Source organism: Chryseobacterium flavum, from assembly GCF_003385595.1.
Classification (GTDB): Bacteria; Bacteroidota; Bacteroidia; order Flavobacteriales; family Weeksellaceae; genus Chryseobacterium; species Chryseobacterium flavum.
This window is the reverse complement of the sequence record NZ_QNUE01000006.1, coordinates 163,653-183,614: the sequence shown is the minus strand read 5'-3', so window position 1 is coordinate 183,614 and position 19,962 is coordinate 163,653. Positions and strand designations below refer to the sequence as shown.

Here is a 19,962-nt window from a genome sequence, read left to right as displayed (position 1 = left end):
ATGAGCGACTCTATAATTTTAGGTATTGAATCGTCTTGCGACGACACCTCAGCAGCTATCATCAAGGGGAATTCTATTCTTTCAAACATCGCTGCAAATCAGGCCATCCATAAAGAATATGGTGGTGTAGTTCCTGAATTGGCTTCACGAGCTCATCAGCAAAATATTATCCCCGTTGTTGAAAAATCTTTTACTAAAGCAAATATACAACAAAATGCAATTTCAGCTATAGGATTTACACGCGGCCCCGGACTTTTGGGATCACTTCTTGTAGGAACATCATTTGCTAAGTCTTTGGCAATGAGCCTAAATGTCCCTTTAATTGAAGTTAATCATCTCCAAGCCCACATTTTAGCCCATTTTATTGAAGATGCAAATCCTGTGCCGCCAACCTTTCCTTTTTTATGTCTTACTGTAAGCGGTGGACACACCATGATCGTGCTGGTAAAAGACTATTTTGACATGGAAATTATTGGAAAAACAACCGACGATGCAGCAGGTGAAGCTTTTGATAAGATCGGCAAAATTTTCGATCTTGATTATCCCGCCGGTCCTATTATTGACAAACTTGCCAGAGAAGGAAATCCGGATGCTTTTAAATTCAATAAGCCTAAACTAGAAAACTATGACTATTCCTTCAGCGGCATCAAAACATCCGTTTTGTATTTCATCCAGAAGGAAATTAGAAAAAATCCTGAATTTATTAAAGAGAACCTTAATGACTTATGTGCTTCTGTACAAAAAGCCATTATTGAAATTTTAATGAACAAACTTGAAAAAGCCGCCAAAGACCTCAACATCAAAGAAGTAGCTATTGCGGGAGGTGTTTCTGCCAATTCTGCTCTAAGAAAAGCTATGGAGGATAATAAAGAAAAATTAGGCTGGAATATTTATATCCCAAAATTTGAATATACTACCGATAATGCTGCAATGATTGCTATGGTAGCTAAATTGAAATTTGAAAGAGGAGAATTTACTGATCTGAGGACTACGGCAACAGCAAAGTATGATCTGTAAGAAAAGAATGATCAGCTTTGAAAAATCTCATCTGCCATTTTACATTCAATAAATAAACTTTAAAAATAACTGGCAGTATTTTGTATCTACTGCCTCTTGATTCCAGCAACAATTAAGCTATGAAATTATTCTACGGAAATATAGAAAACAATCTGGTCACGATCAATGATGATGAACAACAGCATATTATAAAAGTCCTCCGTATGAAGGAAGGGGAAGAAATTCACGTAACAGACGGAAAAGGGAATCTTGCCTCCGGAAAACTGATGATAGAGGGTAAAAAAGCGGGAATAGATGTTACCGAAATTAAAAATAATCTCCCGGAATTTGCTCCTAAACTGCATATAGCAATTGCTCCGACAAAAAATATTGACAGAATAGAATTTTTTGTGGAAAAGGCTGTGGAAATGGGAGTATCGGAAATCAGTATTATCATCACGGAAAAAACAGAACGTAAGAATATCAATATTGATAAAATAAGAAAGCAGAGCATAGCGGCATCCAAACAAAGTTTAAGATTTCATTTTCCGGTCATTCATGATGTTGCAAAATTAAGTGACTTCCTGAAAAATACTGATCCCGAACATACTTTTGTTGCTCATTGTCATGAAAACCTGGAAAGAGTTCAGCTTAACACAATCCCATCATCAGACAAATACATTTTCCTTATCGGGCCGGAAGGTGACTTTTCCGAAAAAGAAATCGGATACTTATCCGATAACAAAATAAAAGCAGTTTCTTTGGGCAGCCAAAGGTTAAGGACAGAGACTGCAGGAGTTTTTGTAGCTGCATGGAACTACAATAAGATGATTTAACGGTTCACGGCACCGGCTTCGTTTCTTTTGAAAAAGGGAAGCAAAAAGTGGTACGGAAAAAAAACAACAATCAAAAGATAATTGGTATTTTCAAAATCCGCAAGGACAAATTTTGCGGTATATGTATGGAATATATAAAGAAATACCATGAAAAAAGTAAGCAGCCTTCTGTTAAAAGCTCCCAAAAAACAAAAAAACTGAAGGGCAATTCCAATGACCGTTAGGACCACCCAAAAATTCTCGTAAGAATAAATTTCCGACATCCATTCGGGTATTGCCGCATCTGCTGTCCAATAATTATCATAAGTATTCAGCTTTGCTGCATTTTTATCCAGCCAGGTAAGTTTATCAGTATGTTTAATAATATTCTTGGCTGTTCCCAGAAACTTTCCCATTCCAGCTAATGAATAGGTCATTAAAATTCCCAGGTAAAAATACTGAACAGATCTATAATCTTTATCTTCTAATTTTTCGGGAAGTAGAAAAATACTTAAAAAATATGTCAGTATCATCACATGATTATCGTGATGAACCCCAAAATTTGCTGATAACGGAAGGTTGATAACAGCTATTAATAAAAATATTAAAATATTCAGCCAATAAGAGGGTTTAAGAATAGAAGCTATAATACATACTACACCGGTAATAATAAGTCCGGTCACCAGGAATATCCCCGGAAATTCAGGAAATAAAACTTTTTCAAACCAAAAAACCGGTTCATATATTTCTCTGGACCTGTTCTCCAGCTCAATAAACTTTAAATACTGAACAGCCAGCCAATATAAACTGAATATTCTTAAAGCATAGTAAACGATCTTATAATTAAATACAGTAAGCTGAGGATATTTCATTAAAGTTTAGTAATATTTTTTTTCTTGATATCCATTCTTTTGCTTCCTATTTGCTGTGGCTTGTAAATTTCTTTATACAGCAGATATTCCTGAAATTCAGGTCTTATATCTTTAGCGAAGATCATGAGTTTTTTTATATAGATATCTCGGTTTTTATGAGACTCAATCATGTTTCCGTAAGTATTAACGATGAGCTCTTCATCATTTGCATCATAGCCTTGTCTGCTGATGTTTACAATTCTTATGGTATCCCCCTGTTTGATACCATACAGCTTATATCTTTCTCCCAAAGACTCTCCTCCACTGGGAACAGTGAATAATTTCCAGCTTGCAAAAGGGTATATTTCATTATAGCCTTTTTCTTTTATGGCAAGACTTGTTAAAGACATGATTAAGGAAAAAAAGAATAAGTATCTGGTATATTTTATCATCTGGCCTGGGATACTTGATGGTCTTTTTGATATTTAGCCAGAATTTCCTTACCACTCCGGATAGAATTTACTGCCCAACGGATTTTCATTTCCAACAGTTTATGCTCATCCAGTTTATAATCAATATCTGATCTGATTAATTTTTGTTTCAGTTCGTACATACAGATTCCGGCGGCAACTGAAACATTATAACTTTTTGTAAACCCGTACATGGGAATGGCAAGGGTTGCATCTGCAAAATCGATAACTTCTTCAGAAACTCCCTCCAGTTCTGTACCGAAAACAAGGGCAATTGGTTCTGTTACTTCGTACTCAGGAAGCATTACAGCATCTTTTTCGAGCGAAACTGCCAGAATTTTGTACCCTCTTTCCTTAATCTTCTGTAAGGAAGCTATATTCTTTGGCATCTTTTCCACCTCCACCCATGTTTCAGCTCCTTTGGTTACCGTTAGATTAGGATTGAAAACATTTTCTTCTTCCATGGCAACGACTTTGTGAAAACCGCAGGCTTCTACTGATCTTATAATGGCTGCGGCATTTCTGAACTGGTATACATCATCCATTACAGGAAGAACAAAATCAGAACTTTCCCGGGAAAAGTGTTCAATTTTTGCAAGCCTTTCCTCGGTTAAGAATTGTTTTAGATATTCGAAAGTTTGTGCTAAATTTTCCATCATTCTTAAATCTTTGCAAAATTAACGTAATTTTGGGGATGAATCATAATTACCCCCTAAATTCTTAATTAAAATATTACATGAAGCGAAAAGTCCTGTTAATCTATACCGGAGGAACAATTGGTATGGAAAAAGATTATGAAACCGGAAGTCTCCGTGCCTTTGATTTTGGAAACATATTTGAAAAGATGCCTGAGATGAAACTCATGGAATGTGAGGTTTTTGTACACCCGTTTGCAAAACCGCTGGATTCTTCAGATATGGGACCTGAAGAATGGAAAATAATAGCAAACTATATTTTCAAAAATTATAATGAATATGACGGCTTTCTGATCTTACACGGTACTGACACAATGTCTTATACCGCTTCAGCATTAAGTTTTATGTTAAAAGGATTAAGAAAACCCGTGATCATGACCGGTTCACAGCTACCAATTGGTGATCTCCGGACAGATGCTAAAGAAAATCTTTTGACAAGCCTATATTATGCCAGCCTATATGAGAATGATGAAGCTGTTATACAGGAAGTAGCAATTTATTTTGAATATAAATTATTAAGAGGGAACAGAACACTGAAATATTCGGCAGAATACTTTGACGCCTATGCCAGCCCCAATTATCCTATCCTTGGGCAGTCAGGAGTGCATTTAAATATTATAAAAGACAATCTGTTCCGTTGTGATCCACAGGTGGAATTTCATGTTGACGACCATATTTCTGAAGATATTTTATTCTGGAGAATATTCCCAGGGATGCACTTGAGCCATTTCAGGGAGATTCCAAAAATGAAAGTACTTATTTTACAGGTTTTTGGTTCAGGAACTATATTCAGTAGCGAAAAAACACAGGAAACTCTTCAGGAAATCAGAAATAACGGTACTGAAATTGTAGTAGTAAGCCAATGCATATCAGGAGGAATCTCGTTTGGAAAATATGAAAACAGTAATATATTCTCCAGAATAGGTGCAATAAGCGGCAGAGATATGACGGCTGAGACAGCCATTACCAAAGCAATGCACCTGATAGGCAATCCTAAGTATTCCGGAAGTTTTGCAGATAACTTTACCAAGAGCCTTTGCGGAGAAATTACAGATTAAATTGCAATAATAATTTGGATATTCCAGAAAATACCTTATTTTTGCAATCTCAAAAAGAAAGGTGTCCGAGTGGTTGAAGGAGCTACCCTGGAAAGGTAGTATACGGGTAACTGTATCGAGGGTTCGAATCCCTTCCTTTCTGCATTACAAGTCTTAAGCTTTATGCTTAGGACTTTTTATTTTATAACTTCATTATTATTAAGCAGTTATATTTTTTTGTACCCTTAATGATAATTTTCTTATGCTTTTCTTATCTGACAAAAGCCCATTTATAAAAAGCAGGAATTTATTTAAGAGTGTCAACAAATCATGAGTTGTTGACTTTTCTATATATTATCCACAAGTTATCCACATTCCTTTGCAGGAAAATTTATTAATATCAGCCATTACAATTCCTAACTTCTTCCTAAATCTTTATTCTATTTTGCCATGTTTTAGAAACTCATAATAAGATGTATAATGATTTTTTAATTCAACACATCTTTGTTTAATCAGTAACCATATTCTGATTCATTTAAATTAATATTGAAGTTGTTATCCATGAGGTTTAGTATAAAGAAATTATTCATAGGGTTATTTACGATTGGCATTATAACCAATACCCTCAAAGCGCAAATAAGCCCTCCCGGATTAGGAGATACCAATGCAGCATTCTGGACTGCCTTTGGAATTAAATATCAACTTGATCCTACAGGAAAAACACAGGCTTTAAGCTATATTGCAACAGGCCGAAAAAGCAGCCCAGCTAATAATAATCCACTTTCCCAACAGGCAATTTTTGTATTAAATCATGAAGTCTACCATTCCTTTACCCCTCATCATCAGTACAGTTATGCAATCAGTTATCGGCGTCAGCCAAAATATGAAAGTAATAGTCCTTATAAAAAAGAAGGTGTCGAACAGGAATTCAGAGTTTATGGGAGATACTGCTATACATTTAATCTGGGGAAAAGATGGAAACTGAAAAACACTGCCCGGCAAGAGTTCAGAAAATTCTTCAGTCCTGATTTCAGGAATACAGAAGAAGACTTTCAATTGAGGACGCGTTTTAAAAGCCAGCTAATCTATAATATCTCTGCAAAAAACAATCAAAAGTTAACACTGAGTACAGAAGCATTATTTTCAATAAGCCATTTAAACGAATCAGGTTCTCACTGGAATTCATTTGGTTACAGGGAAATGCGTATTGCCACCTATTATATATTTACAATTCCACATTCTCCTTTTACTGTAGATGTAGGCTATATGAATGATCTTATCAGAGATAGCAAAAGTATCCATCAGGGAGGTGTTCATTATCTGGCTGCAGATATCATCTGGAATATTCCTGATAAAAAAAATTGAAACATCATAAAAATCCCAATCATTTCTGATCGGGATTTTTTGGAAACCCTTGAGTTTCTGCAATATAATTAGTATGAATGTTTGGTGTAATTTCTAGTTACATAAAGTCAGGAACTGACGGCTCATCTGAACTTTAAATTTCGCTTCTGCCCTGGATTGAAAATAGATAGAATATTCAAATGCTTTGACTGTTTTTAGTTTTTGATCAATAAATTCAGCAATTTCAACTATGGAAAAAATAAAATCCCTGTATAAAGCCATATTTACAGTTTGTCCGAAGTATGGAAGGTAGGCTTTTAAAAAAGGCAATACCTTTTGATGGCGATTATAACTGATACAGTAACCAACCCCCTCCACGGATGTAATAATATCATGATTGTTAATATAATCCAGAATGCTCTTGTTTCCGTCCAAAGCATGAACATTTTTTGAACAGTGCTTATTAATTTTATCCAGAATATGTTGCGCATATTCCATCATTGAAATATTTTTAAATTCAAATACCTGGTTCAGCCCTTTTTTAGATGATATTCCATGCTCGCATCCTGTACAAAAAGAAATCCCGATCTTTTCATGATAAGGAAAAAAACAATCCTTTACCTCTATGGAAGCATCAGCCTGTATCCTGTCTTCGGTAAAATTATAATACAGATAAGGAGAATACAGATCTGCAAGAGCTCTCAGATAATCTATTTCGCTGGTAGTATGATATTGTTCAAACCATTTTTCAAGGTTTTCATAATAGTTACTTTCAAAGTCTTTAAAATTTAAGTAAAATGGCAATTCCATAGCTTTGTAATTTTGATGAAGCAAAGCTATTATGGTAATACGTCAAAACTTGACGTAATATTATTTTTTTTAAAAAAGAAAAAAATCTATAAGTAAAAACAGAATAATTATTCTGTCATTCAGCGATCATAGTTCTTCATTAAATATTCAAAGTAATGTATCATCTTCATATAGTTTTCTATACTTAGATATTCATTGGTACTGTGAATACTTTGTTTTTCAGCATTATTAATTTTAACAGGCATGAACCGATAAACATTCTTACTAACGATTTCATACTTGGCAGCATCAGTACCCGCCATCGTAAGATACGGTGTAACAACAGCTTCCGGATAAATTTCTTTAACGCCAGCCTGTATCAGTCTGAAAGACCTGGTATTTGTAGGAGATACCGCAGAAGCTTCCCTTGTATTATCAATTTCTTCAATCTCGACATCAAACCCTTCAGTGGCTTTTGCTATATGGTTTTTAACATCTTTGACTGTATTTCCAGGCAGGATTCTGAAATTAACTACAAATTCAACTTCAGGAGCAAGAACATTCGTACCATCACTGCCTTTCATCATTGTTAATGCTGTAGTAGTTCGCACCAATGCATTGGTCGTATGATTTTTTGTAAGCTGTGACAGTAATAATGGTTTTAAAAGCCATTGATTTGCAATAGCCAGCCTGCTCGTAAATGGCATCGCTCCACCGATATTATCAAAAAAATTTTTAATTAAAGGGGTAATTTCAGGCTTCATCTGATGATCTTCAAGTCGCTGCATAATAATAGCCGCCTTCCCTATAGCACTTTCCATAGGCGGCATAGAAGAATGTCCTCCCAGCCCCTTAACTTTTATTCTGGCAGAAAGAAAACCTTTTTCAGCACAGCCTATCACTGCAACATCTGAGTCAATTCCTGCTACACTTCCTTTTTGCATAATTAATCCACCTTCATCATATACGGCATCAAAACTCAATCCTTTTTTTTTAAAATATTCGGCAATCTGAAGAGCTCCTTTTTGCCCGCCTACTTCTTCATCATGTCCAAAAGCAAGGTAGATATCACGCCGGGGTATCTGCTGATTTTTAATTAAATTATTAATAGCTTCCATCAGTGAGAAAAGCATTCCTTTCATATCTATTGCTCCTCTTCCATAAATTCTTCCATTAGCAACCGCTCCAGAAAAGGGAGAGTAATCCCAATCATCTGCCACCTGGGATACAGCAGGCAATGGTTTATCATCCGGATGAAAAACATTTTCTTCTTTATTTTTCACATCAGCATCTCCCGGAGGAACAACATCTATATGCGAAAGAAACAAAATTGGTAAAAGATCCGGATCAGTCCCTTTAAATCTGAATATTAGGCCATATTTGTTAACCTCTGAATTTTCTGTATTCTGATATACTAATGGATATGACTTTCTCAGATACTCTTTAAACTGATCAAACGGGACATAGTTAAATGTGCCTAAGCTCCCCGTAGAAACAGTAGCGATTTTTATTCCACCAGAAAGTCTCTGTACCGCAGAATCATTTCTTATTACCTTCCACCCTGTTCCGGACTCATCAGGAGTCTGTTTTGGGAACGGATAGGTGTAGGTTCTAATAAGCAGTATTGCACTCAGTATAATAAGAATACCTAAAATAGTCAGGAGCCCTTTTTTCATAGTATATTTATTTATAGAGTTGGTTCTATAAATATAAAAACTCTTTTATTAAAAACCTAAGCGATTGATAATTTGACAGTTAAATAAATCAAACCTTTTATTGTGAAGAATAAAACTATTATGAATGAACAATTTATTATAATCCAAGTATAGAAATAAAAAAAACAGCCACCTTTAACTGAAAAGGCAGGAATAAAGATAATATTGGTTATTAGTTCAAGAAATTTATTGAGCTTTTATTGGAGGAATTGGCGGTGACTTTGGCCCTCCTTCATGGGTTGTCTCCAATAGCTCTTCCCGATTAAGTTGTATAGTATCACTTACCATCCTGTCTTCCTGTTTTTCTAATTTCTGAAAATTAGTCACAGATTCTGGTCTTGCCGTTTGCCCGGACATTTCCAGGTCATCATCCTGCCTGCACGAAACAAATAAAAATGCAATAGCAGATCCGCATAAAATGCTTAATAAAAAAGTCTTTTTTGTCATAACAGTTTTTCTTACAATAAATATACGTATTGCAACGGGCCGAAGCTACAAATTAAATAATCAATAACATTCATTTCTTAAAAAAAATACGTTAAAACATAAAAAAAAAACAACCAATTCAAATTAAATATTTATATATCAATAGTTTATGTTTTTTCATTTTTAAAATATTAATCACTATTTTTGTTATAGATTTTTTTGTGGTTTTTGTAATTCTCTGAAATGAAAAAAAAATATTTTCTACCCTTTTTTCAATTGTGCTTAATGTTAAGTTTTTTTTGCTTTTCAGTAAACGGACAGCAAAAAACCGAAAAACCAAAAGCCTCCTTAAGCGATGATGAGAAATGGAAGCAGATTTCACTTAATATTAATAATTACAAGAAAACAAAAAATCTTAAAAAGCTTTACTATGCCTATGAAGATGCTGCTCTGATGGGTGAGAAAAAACAGAAAAATTATTTAGACAGTCTTTTAATTACGGCCAAAAAATTAAATGATGATAAGCTCATAGGTGAAGCTTATATGTGGTTGGGAATGAATGGTGAAAGTATGGAAAATTATCCTGCTGCTTTGGATAATTATATCAATGCATATAGTATGCTCTTAAAGACCAACAACCAGCTGGCTATCAACAAATCAATTATATTTCTGGCAAGGGTTAAATTATACATGGGAGATTACGATGGTGCCTACAACTTACTGAAGCCAGCACTAAAAGAGCTTAAATCAATAGAAAATGAGGAAGCCTATCTGTATTATACCTATGGACAGCTTGCTCTGATCGAAACGAACTGGTACCTGAAAAGAGATGATAATAGTGCTCTGGTAAAAGAAGGAATGGACTTTATCAGAAAAAATAATTTATCAGAATATTATCCATATTTTCTGGCAACAGAAGGTGTTAATGAGTACTATAATAAAAATTACAGAGAATCCATCAGAAAAATCACTTCTGCAGATAAGCTATATACAGACAAATTTCAACATTTAACAGATAAACTGTACCTGGCGTTCAGCTATTGGGAGTTAGGCGAAACCAAGCAAGCTTATTCTTTTTTACAACAGATTGATGATGTGTATGATAAGACAGGAAAGATTGATCCAAAATTCAGATCTGCATTTGAAATGCTGATCAAATATTATGAAAAAACAGGAGATAGAGATAAGGAGCTGGAATATGTAAAGAAACTCTTATCAATTGATGCTAAGTATGAGAAAGACTATAAACTGCTGTTCTCAACCATGCACAAAGAGTTTGACAATAAAAAGCTGATTGAAACCAAAGCATTATTAGAAAACAAGATAAAGAAAGATAAAATAATATATAATGTAAGTATTGCTATTGGAGTCATTCTGATTATATTTCTGATTTTCTTCGTTTATAAAGAAATTGAAAAAAGGAATAAATATCAGAAGTTATATAAAGAGTTTATCAGTATTAAAAGCAATGCTACTGACCTTGATGAAGAACTTTCTGCAGAACCTGAAGAGAATATAGCCAGCATTGAGGAGGCTACAGACCCTAGCCACATTCACACAATAACAGATACTGAAGACACTGAAGATTCAGAGGCCTATGATCTTGATATAGATGATAATGATATTGATATTAACCCAAAACTTGTAGAAAGTATTCTTAAAGAGCTGGAAACATTTGAAAAAAACAGAGGATTTTTAAAGAAAAAGGTAAGCCTGGAAAGTCTTTCCTTACAATGTGGAACCAATACAGCTTATCTTTCAAAGATCATCAATCATTATAAAAAGCAAAATTTTAAAACCTATCTAAATGATTTAAGATTAAACTACGTTATGAATCTTTGGAGAGGCAGTGTAAAAAGCAGAAAATATTCTATCCAGGAAATTGCAAGTAAAGCAGGATTCAGCAATTCACAAAGCTTTTCAAAAAAATTTCAAGAAAAATTTGGAGTTTCCCCCTCATTTTTCTTGAAAAAGCTTAACTCCAACAAAGAATTGGAGAGCGATATAATCGCCGTGGATAATGAATTAAAAAATGATTAATATGTTTGTTAATATGAACTGTGATCTTTTTTATAAAACAAACAGTCAAGTTTTTTTAAGTGGTTCTGTTTTGTTTCTGATGCTAAATTACTCATTCTGTTCAAACATTACACAAACCACCAGCTCCCAGAAGCTTAAAAACTTAAAAAAGAAGGCTTAAAAACTTAAAAAAAACAAAAATAAGATTCTTTTAAACCCTGATTTACAACACCATAAAAAATAAAGACCTATTAATTATCCCAACCATCATACCAGATGTATAATCTAGTATTATAACCCTACTTTTATGGTAGGAAATGGTTTTTCCGAAAGAAATCTGGCTGAACATTTATGATTTTCGACAAAAGAAACAGACTGGTTTGGCAATAATCAATCAGAAAAAATATGTTTTTTAAATAAAAAGGACCAACTTAAAAAGTCGGTCCAAACATTAACTGTTTATTGATTGAATTATGATTTTTTATTTCCAGCCACCTCCTAAGCTTTTATAGATATCCACTACAGTACTCAGTTGTTTTTGTTTGGCTTCAATCAGTTCCATTTTAGCATCCAAAGCATCCCTTTGGTTCAGAAGTACCTCAAGATAGTCTGCTCTGGAATTACGGAATAACTGGTTAGCAATATCAATTGACTGATCCAGTGCTTTTGTCTCCTGAGACTTTAACTGATAATACTGATCTATATTTTTGATCTTTGACATCATATTTGCAACATCCAGATAGGCATTTAAAATAGTTTTGTCATATTCATACAAGGCCTGGATCTGTCTGGCATCAGCCGTTTGAAAATTGGCTTTAATAGCACTCTTATTGATCAGTGGACCAGCCAGTTCACCTGCTATATTATAGGCTATGGATTCCGGCATTTTAACTAAGTAGGATGGTTTAAACGCTTCCAGCCCTAAGGTTGCAGAAATTTCCAAGGAAGGATAAAATTCTTTCCTTGCTGCTTCTACATCAAGTTTAGAAGCTTTTAGTTCCAGCTCTGCCCGTTTGATATCGGGACGATTCGATAATAATTGCGAAGGAATTCCGGTATAAACAGTCTGTGGAATTGTTGACATAAAGCTTTCTTTAGTTCTCACAATTGGCTGTGGATATCTTCCAAGTAGAGCATTAATTTCGTTCTCCTTTTCGGTAATCTGCTGGCGTATTGTATATTCTGAAGCTTTTGATTTGGCCAGTTCCGCCTCAAATTTTTTCACTGCCAGCTCTGTTGCAGCTGCAGCTTCCTTCTGAATTTTAGAGATCTCTAAAGCCCTTTCCTGCAACTTAATATATTGCCGAATAATATCTAACTGATTATCAAGAGCTAATAATTCATAATAATTGTTTGCAACTTCTTCAATAAGATTAGACAGTACAAAATTTTTCCCTTCAACTGTAGAAAGGTAATGAGCCACTGCTGATTCCTTTTCCGTTCTGAGTTTTTTCCAGATATCAATCTCCCAGTTTGCCGTTAATCCCCCTTCGAAATTCCCTAGCGGATCAGGCATTTCTTTACCGGGTTCTATTTCTGTAGTTGCATCACCAGCTCCTTCACTGGTATACCGGCCGGCTTTTTTTAAACCTGCCCCTACTCCCGCAGAAACGGACGGACTAAGTTTGCCTTTTTTTGCCAGAACACCACTTTTTGCGATTTCTATTTCCTGAAGTGTAATTAACAGCTCCTGATTATTTTTTAAAGCAGTTTCAATAAGACTTACAAGGTTAGGGTCGGTAAAAAACTGTCTCCATGGAGTTGTACCACTATTATTATCGGTATTTTCCTGTTCCTGATTAAAATTCTGAGGTATATTTTCTTTTACCTCATCTTTTATGACTGTTGCCATGGGAGCTTTACAACCTGCCAGAACAAGACATAAAGTTATAGTTATAATTATATTTTTAATCTTCATATTTACCATCATGTTCATAAGGTTCAGTTTGTTCTGTTAAAGGATTTTCTTCTTCGTATCTTGCTAATCTTGATTTTTCAGCAATTGTACCGAAAATATAATACAACCCCGGAATGATCATCAGCCCGAAAACAGTTCCGATTAACATTCCTCCTGCAGCGGCTGTACCAATTGTTCTGTTTCCGATAGCACCAGGCCCTGTTGCTATTACCAGAGGGATCAGCCCTGCAATAAATGCAAAAGATGTCATCAGGATCGGGCGGAAACGGATAGCAGCTCCTTCAATAGCAGCCTTCATCACAGGAATTCCTTCTTCCGCTTTTTTCTGCACAGCAAATTCCACAATCAGTACTGCATTTTTACCTAAAAGCCCGATAAGCATAACCATTGCTACCTGTGCGTAAATATTGTTCTCCAGTCCCAGGAGTTTTAAACATAAAAATGCTCCAAAAATACCTACAGGAAGGGAAAGTATCACCGGAAGCGGAAGAATAAAGCTTTCATATTGTGCAGAAAGAATCAGGTAAACAAACCCCAGGCAGACCAGAAAAATAAATACGGCTTCATTTCCACGGCTTACTTCATCTTTGGAAATTCCTGCCCAGTCAATACCAAATCCTCTTGGAAGAGTCTTATCCGCAACTTCCTGAATGGCTTTAATGGCCTGACCACTGCTATATCCCGGAGCAGGAGTTCCGCTTACCTCTGCAGAATTATACATATTATGTCTTGTAATCTCAGACAATCCATATACTTTTTCAAGTCTCATAAAGTCTGAATAAGGCACCATCTGATCTTTATCATTTTTAACGTACAGTTTAAGCAAATCTGTTGGTAAAGCCCGATATTGAGGGCCAGCCTGAACGATTACCTTGTAAGGTCTGTCAAACCGGATAAAGCTCGTTTCATAATTAGATCCGATAAGTGTTGATAAATTATCCATCGCTTTTTCAATCGTCACTCCTTTCTGTTCTGCAAGATCATTATCTATTCTAAGCATATATTGTGGAAAACTGGCAGAATAAAATGTAAATGCAGATCCCAGTTCCGGCCGTTTTTTCAGCTCTTTTACAAAATCATTGCTTACCTGCTCCATTTTATGATAATCTCCGCTTCCTGCCTTGTCCAGCAAACGAAGCTCAAAGCCTCCTGCGGCACCGTATCCCGGAACGGACGGAGGCTGGAAAAATTCAATATTAGCCCCTGGAATATTTTTCGCCTTTTCTTCCAGTTTTTCAATAATCTCAGCTGCAGACTCTTTCCGCTCTTCCCAGCTTTTCAGATTGATCAGGCAGGTTCCGGAATTAGACCCTGTCCCTTCAGTAAGTATTTCATATCCTGCTAAAGAAGAAACTGACTGTACCCCGTCAATATCTTCAGATTCTTTCAAAAGTTCTCTTGCAATCTGATTGGTTCTTTCCAATGTAGATCCCGGAGGGGTTTGAATAATTGCATAAATCATTCCCTGATCTTCTGCCGGAATAAATCCGGAAGGAAGAGAATTGCTCAGAAAATAAGTACATGCACAAAAGGCTAATAACAATGGCAATGTAATGGCTTTTTTTGTTACTGTCTTATTCAATAACTTCTCATACTTTCCAGCACCTTTTGTAAACAGATTATTAAACTTATCCAGAAAAACTGTAACCGGGGTTTTCTTTTTTGCTTTTCCATGATTATTCCTGAGAATCAACGCACATAAAGCCGGAGTCAGAGTAAGAGCTACTACCCCGGATAAAATGATTGAGGAAGCCATTGTAATAGAAAATTGACGATAAAATACTCCAACCGGACCGGACATGAATGCAATGGGAATAAATACTGATGCCATAACCAATGTAATGGCAATAATTGCCCCGCTGATCTCATGCATCGCTTCTTCCGTTGCTTTTAAAGGTGAGAGGTGTTTCTCCTCCATTTTGGCATGAACAGCCTCAATTACTACAATGGCATCATCCACCACCACCCCAATGGCCATCACCAGAGCAAAGAGCGAGATCATATTCAAAGTAATCCCAAATGCTGACATTACAGCAAAAGTACCAACCAATGAAACCGGGACGGCCAATGCGGGAATTAATGTAGAACGCCAGTCACCCAGAAAAAGAAATACCACAATTGCCACCAGCACAAAAGCTTCAAAAAGAGTATGGATCACTTTCTCCATAGAAGCATCCAGGAATCTGGATACATCATAACTGATATCGTAGTGCATTCCTTTTGGAAAGTTATTTTTTTCAAGATCTTTCATTAATGTCTTTACGTTTTTAATCACGTCGCTTGCATTTGATCCATAGGACTGTTTTACGGTAATCGCAGCAGAAGGTTTGCCGTTCAACGTAGAATATATGTCATACATTGAACTCCCGAATTCAATATCAGCAACATCTTTCAACCGTACAGATTCACCATCCGGTTTTGCCTTCAAAATAATATTTCCATAATCCTTTTCATTATTAAAGCGGCCCGGATATTTTAAAACGTATTCGAAAGATTGAGAACGCTTTCCTGAGCTCTCACCTGTTTTTCCCGGAGAAGCTTCTAAACTCTGCTCATTCAGCGCCTCCATTACTTCATCAGCTGAAATATTATAAGCAGTCAGTCTATCCGGTTTCAGCCAGATACGCATAGCATACTCACGGGTTCCCAGGATATCTGCAAAGCCAACCCCACTTACCCTTCTCAATTCAGACATAACATTGATATCCGCGTAGTTAAAAAGAAACTTCTGATCTGCTTTAGGATCATCACTGTACAGGTTAATGTACATAAGCATATTAGGTTCTTCACGTGTAATTTTAACCCCTTCACGTACAACCAGAGGTGGTAATTTATTGACAACTGAAGACACCCGGTTTTGTACATTAACTGCTGCAACGTTAGGATCGGTACCAAGATCAAAGACAATCTGAATGGAAGCTTCTCCGTCGTTTCCGGCATCTGAAGTCATATATTTCATACCCGGAACCCCATTTAAACCTCTTTCTAATGGAATAACTACAGATTTGATCAGCAGCTCGTTGTTTGCGCCGGGATATTCTGCTGTAATATTTACTTTAGGAGGGGAAATCGATGGAAACTGTGTCACCGGAAGTTTAACCAGGGACAAAATCCCTAAAAACACAATAATCAATGAGATTACAATAGACAGAACAGGTCTGCGAATGAATTTTTTAAACATACTTCTTCATTTTAGAGTGTATTACTCTGCTTTTAATTTCAATGATTGAAGAACCTTTTTAGGATCCTGGAACTTTGTTTTTATTTTCTGATCGTCTTTTACTTTCTGAACTCCTTCCAGCAGGATCTGATCTCCTTTTGAAAGACCTGAAGCAACTACATACAAGTCTGGAAGTTCATAGGAAATCCGGATATTTTTAGATCTTGCTACTCCGTTTTTATCAATAACAAATACATATTTCTGATCCTGGATCTCATAAGTAGCTTTCTGAGGAATGATCAGTGCATTATGAATTGGCATAATCATCTGAACTTTCCCGGTTTCTCCATTTCTCAAAAGCTTATCAGGATTTGGAAATTTTGCACGGAAAGCAATATTTCCAGTTTCATTGTCAAATTCACCTTCAATAGTTTGAATCTGCCCTTTTTGAGAATAAGTTTCCCCATTCGCAGTGATTAAGGAAACCTGATCACTACCTCTGTCTGCAACATGAGTCTGATAACTTAGATATTCAGGTTCCGACACATTGAAGTAAGTATATATACTGGTATTATCAGAAAGCGAAGTAAGAAGATCACCTTCATCCACCAAACTTCCGAGTTTTAAAGGAATTCTGTTAATTACCCCTGAAAACGGAGCCTTAATATCAGTGAATGAAAGATGAATCTGAGCCAGTTTCATTTCAGCATTGGCAGCATCCAGCTTAGCCTTCGCCATCGCTCTCTCATTTTTAGATACAATATTGTTACCAGCTAATGTTGTGGCATTTCTCAATTCTATTGACGCCTGTTCTACTTCAGCTTTAGCCTTTAAAAGCTCTGCCTGATATAATTTAGGCATAATGCGGAATAAAGTCTGCCCTGCATGCACGTACTGACCTTCGTCAACAAATATTTTTTCGAGAAATCCTTTTTCCTGTGCCCGTATTTCAATATTTTTTACTGACTGAATCTGAGCTACATATTCTTTATTAATCACAGTATCCATTACTACCGGAGCTGTTACCGGGTATACTGCGGGTTCTTCTTTTTCCTCTTTTTTCTTATTACAGCCAACAGCTAATAACAGGACACTTAATGTAATTCCCGAGGCAACTCTTTTAATCATAATTCTAGAGTTTATATAAATCGTTAATGTTTGAATAGAAATAAATGGTAATTAGAGCGTATATAGTGTGATCATTACCGGTAATCACGGCATAAGGGTCTTTTCCGTCTGAGCTCAGACAGAAAAATAAACAGAATGTGAAATTTTAAATTCTAATGGAACGGATAAGAAGGAATTTCTTGGTAGTAATCCCTAAAATAAAACCGTGAATATTCGGTTTAAATTGTTTATGGCTTTTTAATCCAAAAATATAGACCAGACTGAAAACACTGGCAAAAATGACAATAGCCTGAAGTACATCAGACAGCTGAAAATCATTTTCCGCAAGTTCTAAACTTGAATTATCCATATTATCAGCCATTTGCTGAACAGATAATTTTTCGTATGTTTGATTCAGACGGTTAACTCTTTTCGGCATATGATGAGAAACCTGCCCTGAATAATCATTTCGCAGGGTTTTAACATTAAGTCTGCTTTCCACCACAAACAGCAGAAAAAGACCTGTTAAAAAATATACTATAAAGTTTCTCATTTTGAAGTCGCAAATGTACATTTAGATTATGATACAATCATAACGGATTAACAAAATTTAACGCTCCTTTATATTAACTTAATTCTAAAAAATAAGATTCTGTTACTATATATATTGGTTATAACCATATGTTTAAGAGTAAATCAAAATTATCCAAAGTCAATCATTAAAAAAGCAAAACAAAATTGTATAAATCATTAAAATAATTGTATATTTATAAAAATGCAACAACACAAAGGCATATAATTTAAATTATACCACAATTTATTTCAAAAAAACTACATCTTTAACATCCTCAATCAAATAAACAGAGATTTTTAAATCAAGACCAATATCATCATAAATTAAGGTATTAATGTTAACAATTACAATAACTATAAAATATATTAATAATGAAAAACAATTTATTTTTAGCAGTATTAGTATTTGTATCTGTAATTTCTAATGCTCAAGTAGGGATAGGAGTACCTAATCCCGATCCTTCTGCCATGCTGGAGGTCAATTCAGGCAATAAAGGTATTCTTCCGCCAAGAGTAACCCTTACCTCTGCAAATATGCAGTTGGGTACAAGCCCGAATGCCACAGGATTATTGGTTTACAATATGTCAACAGTTCCATTGAAAGCCGGCTATTATTTCTGGGATGGAATACAATGGCAAAAGTTGGACTCTACTTCAGACAATAGTGGTGGTAATGCAACTGTAGAAACAAAAGCAGTGATGGGTCCCCTGGTTGCAACTGCTGATAATGGGAGGGCCGGGTACGCTATTACTATCACAACACCTGACGGAAGATTCTCTGTACGATGTTTTATTCCTACAGGAAGCTTATTTGCTGATGTTAATTTACAAATCCGAAATAACAATATTTCAACAACAGATATTATTTCCAATGGCCACTATTTATGGTCAGGAGCAGGAGGCTATCAGCAAAATCAGCTCAGGCTTCCTGCCGATGCATGGGCCGGTGATAATGCTACTACTTCATCTTCGCTAATTGATGCTACTACAGGTGCGAGAATACAAACAGCTTCCACAAATCCATATTGGGGAGACCCCGGAGTTTATGCCAGTGGAGTACCTGAACAAAGGTTTTATTCATGGACTACAACCGATGGGAATGATAAAGTTTTTTATAAAATGTATTTTATGATGGGATCTTCTACTCCATCCAGTGCAGGAAACGCCACCACATGCCCCGGGGGCATATGTAATACTACTAAAGCATTTTTCACCATTGATCAGGTTAAAGCCCCATAAATTACAATAGATGCCTGACCTTTATTTATCATGAATAAATCCTGTAATCTTCTGAACGAAAGCTAAATTTTATCATATTAATTATTTGTAATAAATATTGTATTCTCTGTTTTTTGAATTAATTTTGCAAAAAATTTAAAAAACAAATGTTCAATGAAAAAATCTTACTTTATCTCCTGTGAAATAAACGTTAAATAATTTATCCATATTTAAGCTCAATCCTTAGATTTCAACATTTATTACGAATATTTTGTTTCAGAAATGAAATGTTAATGGATATTCACGCCCCTTTAATTTAAATACACTGTTAATTTCACATAAAGTAACATATTTTTATTAAAAAAAACCGTATATTTATATAGCATTAACACCATATTTATGAAACACTTTAAAATCACTTATTCCTATGAAAAAATTATTAGCACTGATTCTTTTAATCATTCTTATCCCAACAGCGTGTAAACATCCCGGCAAAGAGGCTGAAACTATAGCCAGTGCTCTTCCGGAAAATAAAGATAATATTACCAAAAATATATATGTTGACAGCTACGGAGAGAAAATAGAAGTAATTATTAACCATACTAAAAATACTGCAACCGTACATCTGAACGGCAAAACCTATGATCTTAAAAAAAGTGATGCCCTGCCGGAGTACACCGCCTCAAATGAAGAGTATCAATACTCTGAGATCAAAGGTAACATCACTTTTTTGAAAAAAAATGTAGATATGGTTCTCTTCCATCTGAAAAAGAACAAGAAAGACGCAGGTCCTGCAAAAATGGCATCATATTAGCTAAAAGTATTAAAC

General features: G+C 35.3%; 17 protein-coding genes and 1 tRNA gene. 8 read left to right on the top strand and 10 right to left on the bottom strand.

Annotated features, from left to right (window positions below; genetic code table 11):
- Together tsaD and DRF59_RS09530 are read left to right on the top strand one after the other, a co-directional pair.
- Positions 1-1,017 carry a tRNA (adenosine(37)-N6)-threonylcarbamoyltransferase complex transferase subunit TsaD gene (tsaD, locus tag DRF59_RS09535; protein WP_115959074.1) on the top strand — a complete coding sequence of 339 codons (1,017 nt, stop codon included), beginning with the start codon at positions 1-3 and terminating at the stop codon, positions 1,015-1,017.
- Positions 1,018-1,136: 119 nt separating this feature from the next.
- Positions 1,137-1,832 (top strand): RsmE family RNA methyltransferase, encoded by a 696-nt coding sequence (locus DRF59_RS09530; protein WP_115959072.1) that lies wholly within the window; start codon positions 1,137-1,139, stop codon positions 1,830-1,832.
- Here the strand turns inward: DRF59_RS09530 and DRF59_RS09525 are convergent.
- The 3 genes from DRF59_RS09525 to DRF59_RS09515 are packed head-to-tail and all read right to left on the bottom strand — an operon-like array spanning position 1,829 to position 3,788.
- The gene (locus DRF59_RS09525) at positions 1,829-2,683 is read right to left on the bottom strand and encodes a hypothetical protein (RefSeq protein WP_115959070.1); all 855 of its coding nucleotides are present in this window, start codon (positions 2,681-2,683) and stop codon (positions 1,829-1,831) included. The genes DRF59_RS09530 and DRF59_RS09525 overlap by 4 nt on opposite strands.
- Positions 2,683-3,072 carry a hypothetical protein gene (locus tag DRF59_RS09520; protein ID WP_115959068.1) on the bottom strand — a complete coding sequence of 130 codons (390 nt, stop codon included), beginning with the start codon at positions 3,070-3,072 and terminating at the stop codon, positions 2,683-2,685. Before DRF59_RS09520 ends, DRF59_RS09525 begins: the two co-directional genes overlap by 1 nt.
- Positions 3,073-3,110: 38 nt before the next feature.
- Complete coding sequence (locus DRF59_RS09515) at positions 3,111-3,788, bottom strand: TrmH family RNA methyltransferase (RefSeq protein ID WP_115959286.1); 678 nt, start codon at positions 3,786-3,788, stop codon at positions 3,111-3,113.
- An 80-nt stretch (positions 3,789-3,868) separates the two neighbouring features.
- On the opposite strand from DRF59_RS09515, the gene DRF59_RS09510 reads away from it, so the two are divergent.
- The 3 genes from DRF59_RS09510 to DRF59_RS09500 all read left to right on the top strand — a co-directional run bounded on the left by DRF59_RS09510 (position 3,869) and on the right by DRF59_RS09500 (position 6,229).
- Positions 3,869-4,885, top strand: a complete 1,017-nt coding sequence (locus DRF59_RS09510; protein WP_115959066.1) for an asparaginase — start codon at positions 3,869-3,871, stop codon at positions 4,883-4,885.
- Between the two features lie 55 nt (positions 4,886-4,940).
- A tRNA-Ser gene (locus tag DRF59_RS09505) sits at positions 4,941-5,027 on the top strand.
- A gap of 398 nt (positions 5,028-5,425) precedes the next feature.
- Positions 5,426-6,229 carry a DUF2490 domain-containing protein gene (locus DRF59_RS09500; protein ID WP_115959064.1) on the top strand — a complete coding sequence of 268 codons (804 nt, stop codon included), beginning with the start codon at positions 5,426-5,428 and terminating at the stop codon, positions 6,227-6,229.
- A 93-nt stretch (positions 6,230-6,322) separates the two neighbouring features.
- Here DRF59_RS09500 and DRF59_RS09495 read toward each other — a convergent pair whose 3' ends face one another.
- The 3 genes from DRF59_RS09495 to DRF59_RS09485 all read right to left on the bottom strand — a co-directional run bounded on the left by DRF59_RS09495 (position 6,323) and on the right by DRF59_RS09485 (position 9,159).
- Positions 6,323-7,018 carry a hypothetical protein gene (locus DRF59_RS09495; protein ID WP_115959062.1) on the bottom strand — a complete coding sequence of 232 codons (696 nt, stop codon included), beginning with the start codon at positions 7,016-7,018 and terminating at the stop codon, positions 6,323-6,325.
- 119 nt (positions 7,019-7,137) lie between these two features.
- The gene (locus DRF59_RS09490; RefSeq protein ID WP_115959060.1) at positions 7,138-8,673 is read right to left on the bottom strand and encodes a M20/M25/M40 family metallo-hydrolase; all 1,536 of its coding nucleotides are present in this window, start codon (positions 8,671-8,673) and stop codon (positions 7,138-7,140) included.
- 225 nt (positions 8,674-8,898) lie between these two features.
- The gene (locus tag DRF59_RS09485; RefSeq protein ID WP_115959058.1) at positions 8,899-9,159 is read right to left on the bottom strand and encodes a hypothetical protein; all 261 of its coding nucleotides are present in this window, start codon (positions 9,157-9,159) and stop codon (positions 8,899-8,901) included.
- A 264-nt stretch (positions 9,160-9,423) separates the two neighbouring features.
- Here DRF59_RS09485 and DRF59_RS09480 point away from each other — a divergent pair, with 264 nt between their 5' ends.
- A complete protein-coding gene (locus tag DRF59_RS09480; RefSeq protein ID WP_157967447.1) occupies positions 9,424-11,178 on the top strand; it encodes a response regulator transcription factor in 1,755 nt (584 codons plus the stop codon).
- Between the two features lie 460 nt (positions 11,179-11,638).
- Here the strand turns inward: DRF59_RS09480 and DRF59_RS09475 are convergent, their stop codons facing one another.
- The 4 genes from DRF59_RS09475 to DRF59_RS09460 all read right to left on the bottom strand — a co-directional run bounded on the left by DRF59_RS09475 (position 11,639) and on the right by DRF59_RS09460 (position 17,895).
- Positions 11,639-13,093: a TolC family protein gene (locus tag DRF59_RS09475; protein ID WP_115959054.1), complete on the bottom strand. Its 1,455-nt coding sequence runs from the start codon at positions 13,091-13,093 to the stop codon at positions 11,639-11,641.
- A complete protein-coding gene (locus tag DRF59_RS09470; protein WP_115959052.1) occupies positions 13,065-16,256 on the bottom strand; it encodes an efflux RND transporter permease subunit in 3,192 nt (1,063 codons plus the stop codon). Before DRF59_RS09470 ends, DRF59_RS09475 begins: the two co-directional genes overlap by 29 nt.
- A gap of 21 nt (positions 16,257-16,277) precedes the next feature.
- Positions 16,278-17,360 carry an efflux RND transporter periplasmic adaptor subunit gene (locus DRF59_RS09465; RefSeq protein WP_115959284.1) on the bottom strand — a complete coding sequence of 361 codons (1,083 nt, stop codon included), beginning with the start codon at positions 17,358-17,360 and terminating at the stop codon, positions 16,278-16,280.
- A gap of 148 nt (positions 17,361-17,508) precedes the next feature.
- Positions 17,509-17,895 carry a hypothetical protein gene (locus DRF59_RS09460; protein ID WP_115959050.1) on the bottom strand — a complete coding sequence of 129 codons (387 nt, stop codon included), beginning with the start codon at positions 17,893-17,895 and terminating at the stop codon, positions 17,509-17,511.
- Positions 17,896-18,287: 392 nt separating this feature from the next.
- On the opposite strand from DRF59_RS09460, the gene DRF59_RS09455 reads away from it, so the two are divergent.
- Positions 18,288-19,154 carry a hypothetical protein gene (locus DRF59_RS09455; protein ID WP_115959049.1) on the top strand — a complete coding sequence of 289 codons (867 nt, stop codon included), beginning with the start codon at positions 18,288-18,290 and terminating at the stop codon, positions 19,152-19,154.
- A 406-nt stretch (positions 19,155-19,560) separates the two neighbouring features.
- A complete protein-coding gene (locus DRF59_RS09450; RefSeq protein WP_115959047.1) occupies positions 19,561-19,947 on the top strand; it encodes a hypothetical protein in 387 nt (128 codons plus the stop codon).
- Positions 19,948-19,962: the final 15 nt, after the last annotated feature.

What these genes read in the sequence shown, in the direction of transcription:
- DRF59_RS09470 (WP_115959052.1), bottom strand. Translation starts at nt 16,256, where the DNA reads ATGTTTAAAAAATTCATTCGCAGACCTGTTCTGTCTATTGTAATCTCA.
- DRF59_RS09510 (WP_115959066.1), top strand. Translation starts at nt 3,869, where the DNA reads ATGAAGCGAAAAGTCCTGTTAATCTATACCGGAGGAACAATTGGTATG.
- tsaD (WP_115959074.1), top strand. Translation starts at nt 1, where the DNA reads ATGAGCGACTCTATAATTTTAGGTATTGAATCGTCTTGCGACGACACC.
- DRF59_RS09495 (WP_115959062.1), bottom strand. Translation starts at nt 7,018, where the DNA reads ATGGAATTGCCATTTTACTTAAATTTTAAAGACTTTGAAAGTAACTAT.
- DRF59_RS09485 (WP_115959058.1), bottom strand. Translation starts at nt 9,159, where the DNA reads ATGACAAAAAAGACTTTTTTATTAAGCATTTTATGCGGATCTGCTATT.
- DRF59_RS09525 (WP_115959070.1), bottom strand. Translation starts at nt 2,683, where the DNA reads ATGAAATATCCTCAGCTTACTGTATTTAATTATAAGATCGTTTACTAT.
- DRF59_RS09475 (WP_115959054.1), bottom strand. Translation starts at nt 13,093, where the DNA reads ATGAACATGATGGTAAATATGAAGATTAAAAATATAATTATAACTATA.
- DRF59_RS09490 (WP_115959060.1), bottom strand. Translation starts at nt 8,673, where the DNA reads ATGAAAAAAGGGCTCCTGACTATTTTAGGTATTCTTATTATACTGAGT.
- DRF59_RS09450 (WP_115959047.1), top strand. Translation starts at nt 19,561, where the DNA reads ATGAAAAAATTATTAGCACTGATTCTTTTAATCATTCTTATCCCAACA.
- DRF59_RS09500 (WP_115959064.1), top strand. Translation starts at nt 5,426, where the DNA reads ATGAGGTTTAGTATAAAGAAATTATTCATAGGGTTATTTACGATTGGC.
- DRF59_RS09515 (WP_115959286.1), bottom strand. Translation starts at nt 3,788, where the DNA reads ATGGAAAATTTAGCACAAACTTTCGAATATCTAAAACAATTCTTAACC.
- DRF59_RS09520 (WP_115959068.1), bottom strand. Translation starts at nt 3,072, where the DNA reads ATGTCTTTAACAAGTCTTGCCATAAAAGAAAAAGGCTATAATGAAATA.
- DRF59_RS09480 (WP_157967447.1), top strand. Translation starts at nt 9,424, where the DNA reads ATGTTAAGTTTTTTTTGCTTTTCAGTAAACGGACAGCAAAAAACCGAA.
- DRF59_RS09460 (WP_115959050.1), bottom strand. Translation starts at nt 17,895, where the DNA reads ATGAGAAACTTTATAGTATATTTTTTAACAGGTCTTTTTCTGCTGTTT.
- DRF59_RS09530 (WP_115959072.1), top strand. Translation starts at nt 1,137, where the DNA reads ATGAAATTATTCTACGGAAATATAGAAAACAATCTGGTCACGATCAAT.
- DRF59_RS09455 (WP_115959049.1), top strand. Translation starts at nt 18,288, where the DNA reads ATGAAAAACAATTTATTTTTAGCAGTATTAGTATTTGTATCTGTAATT.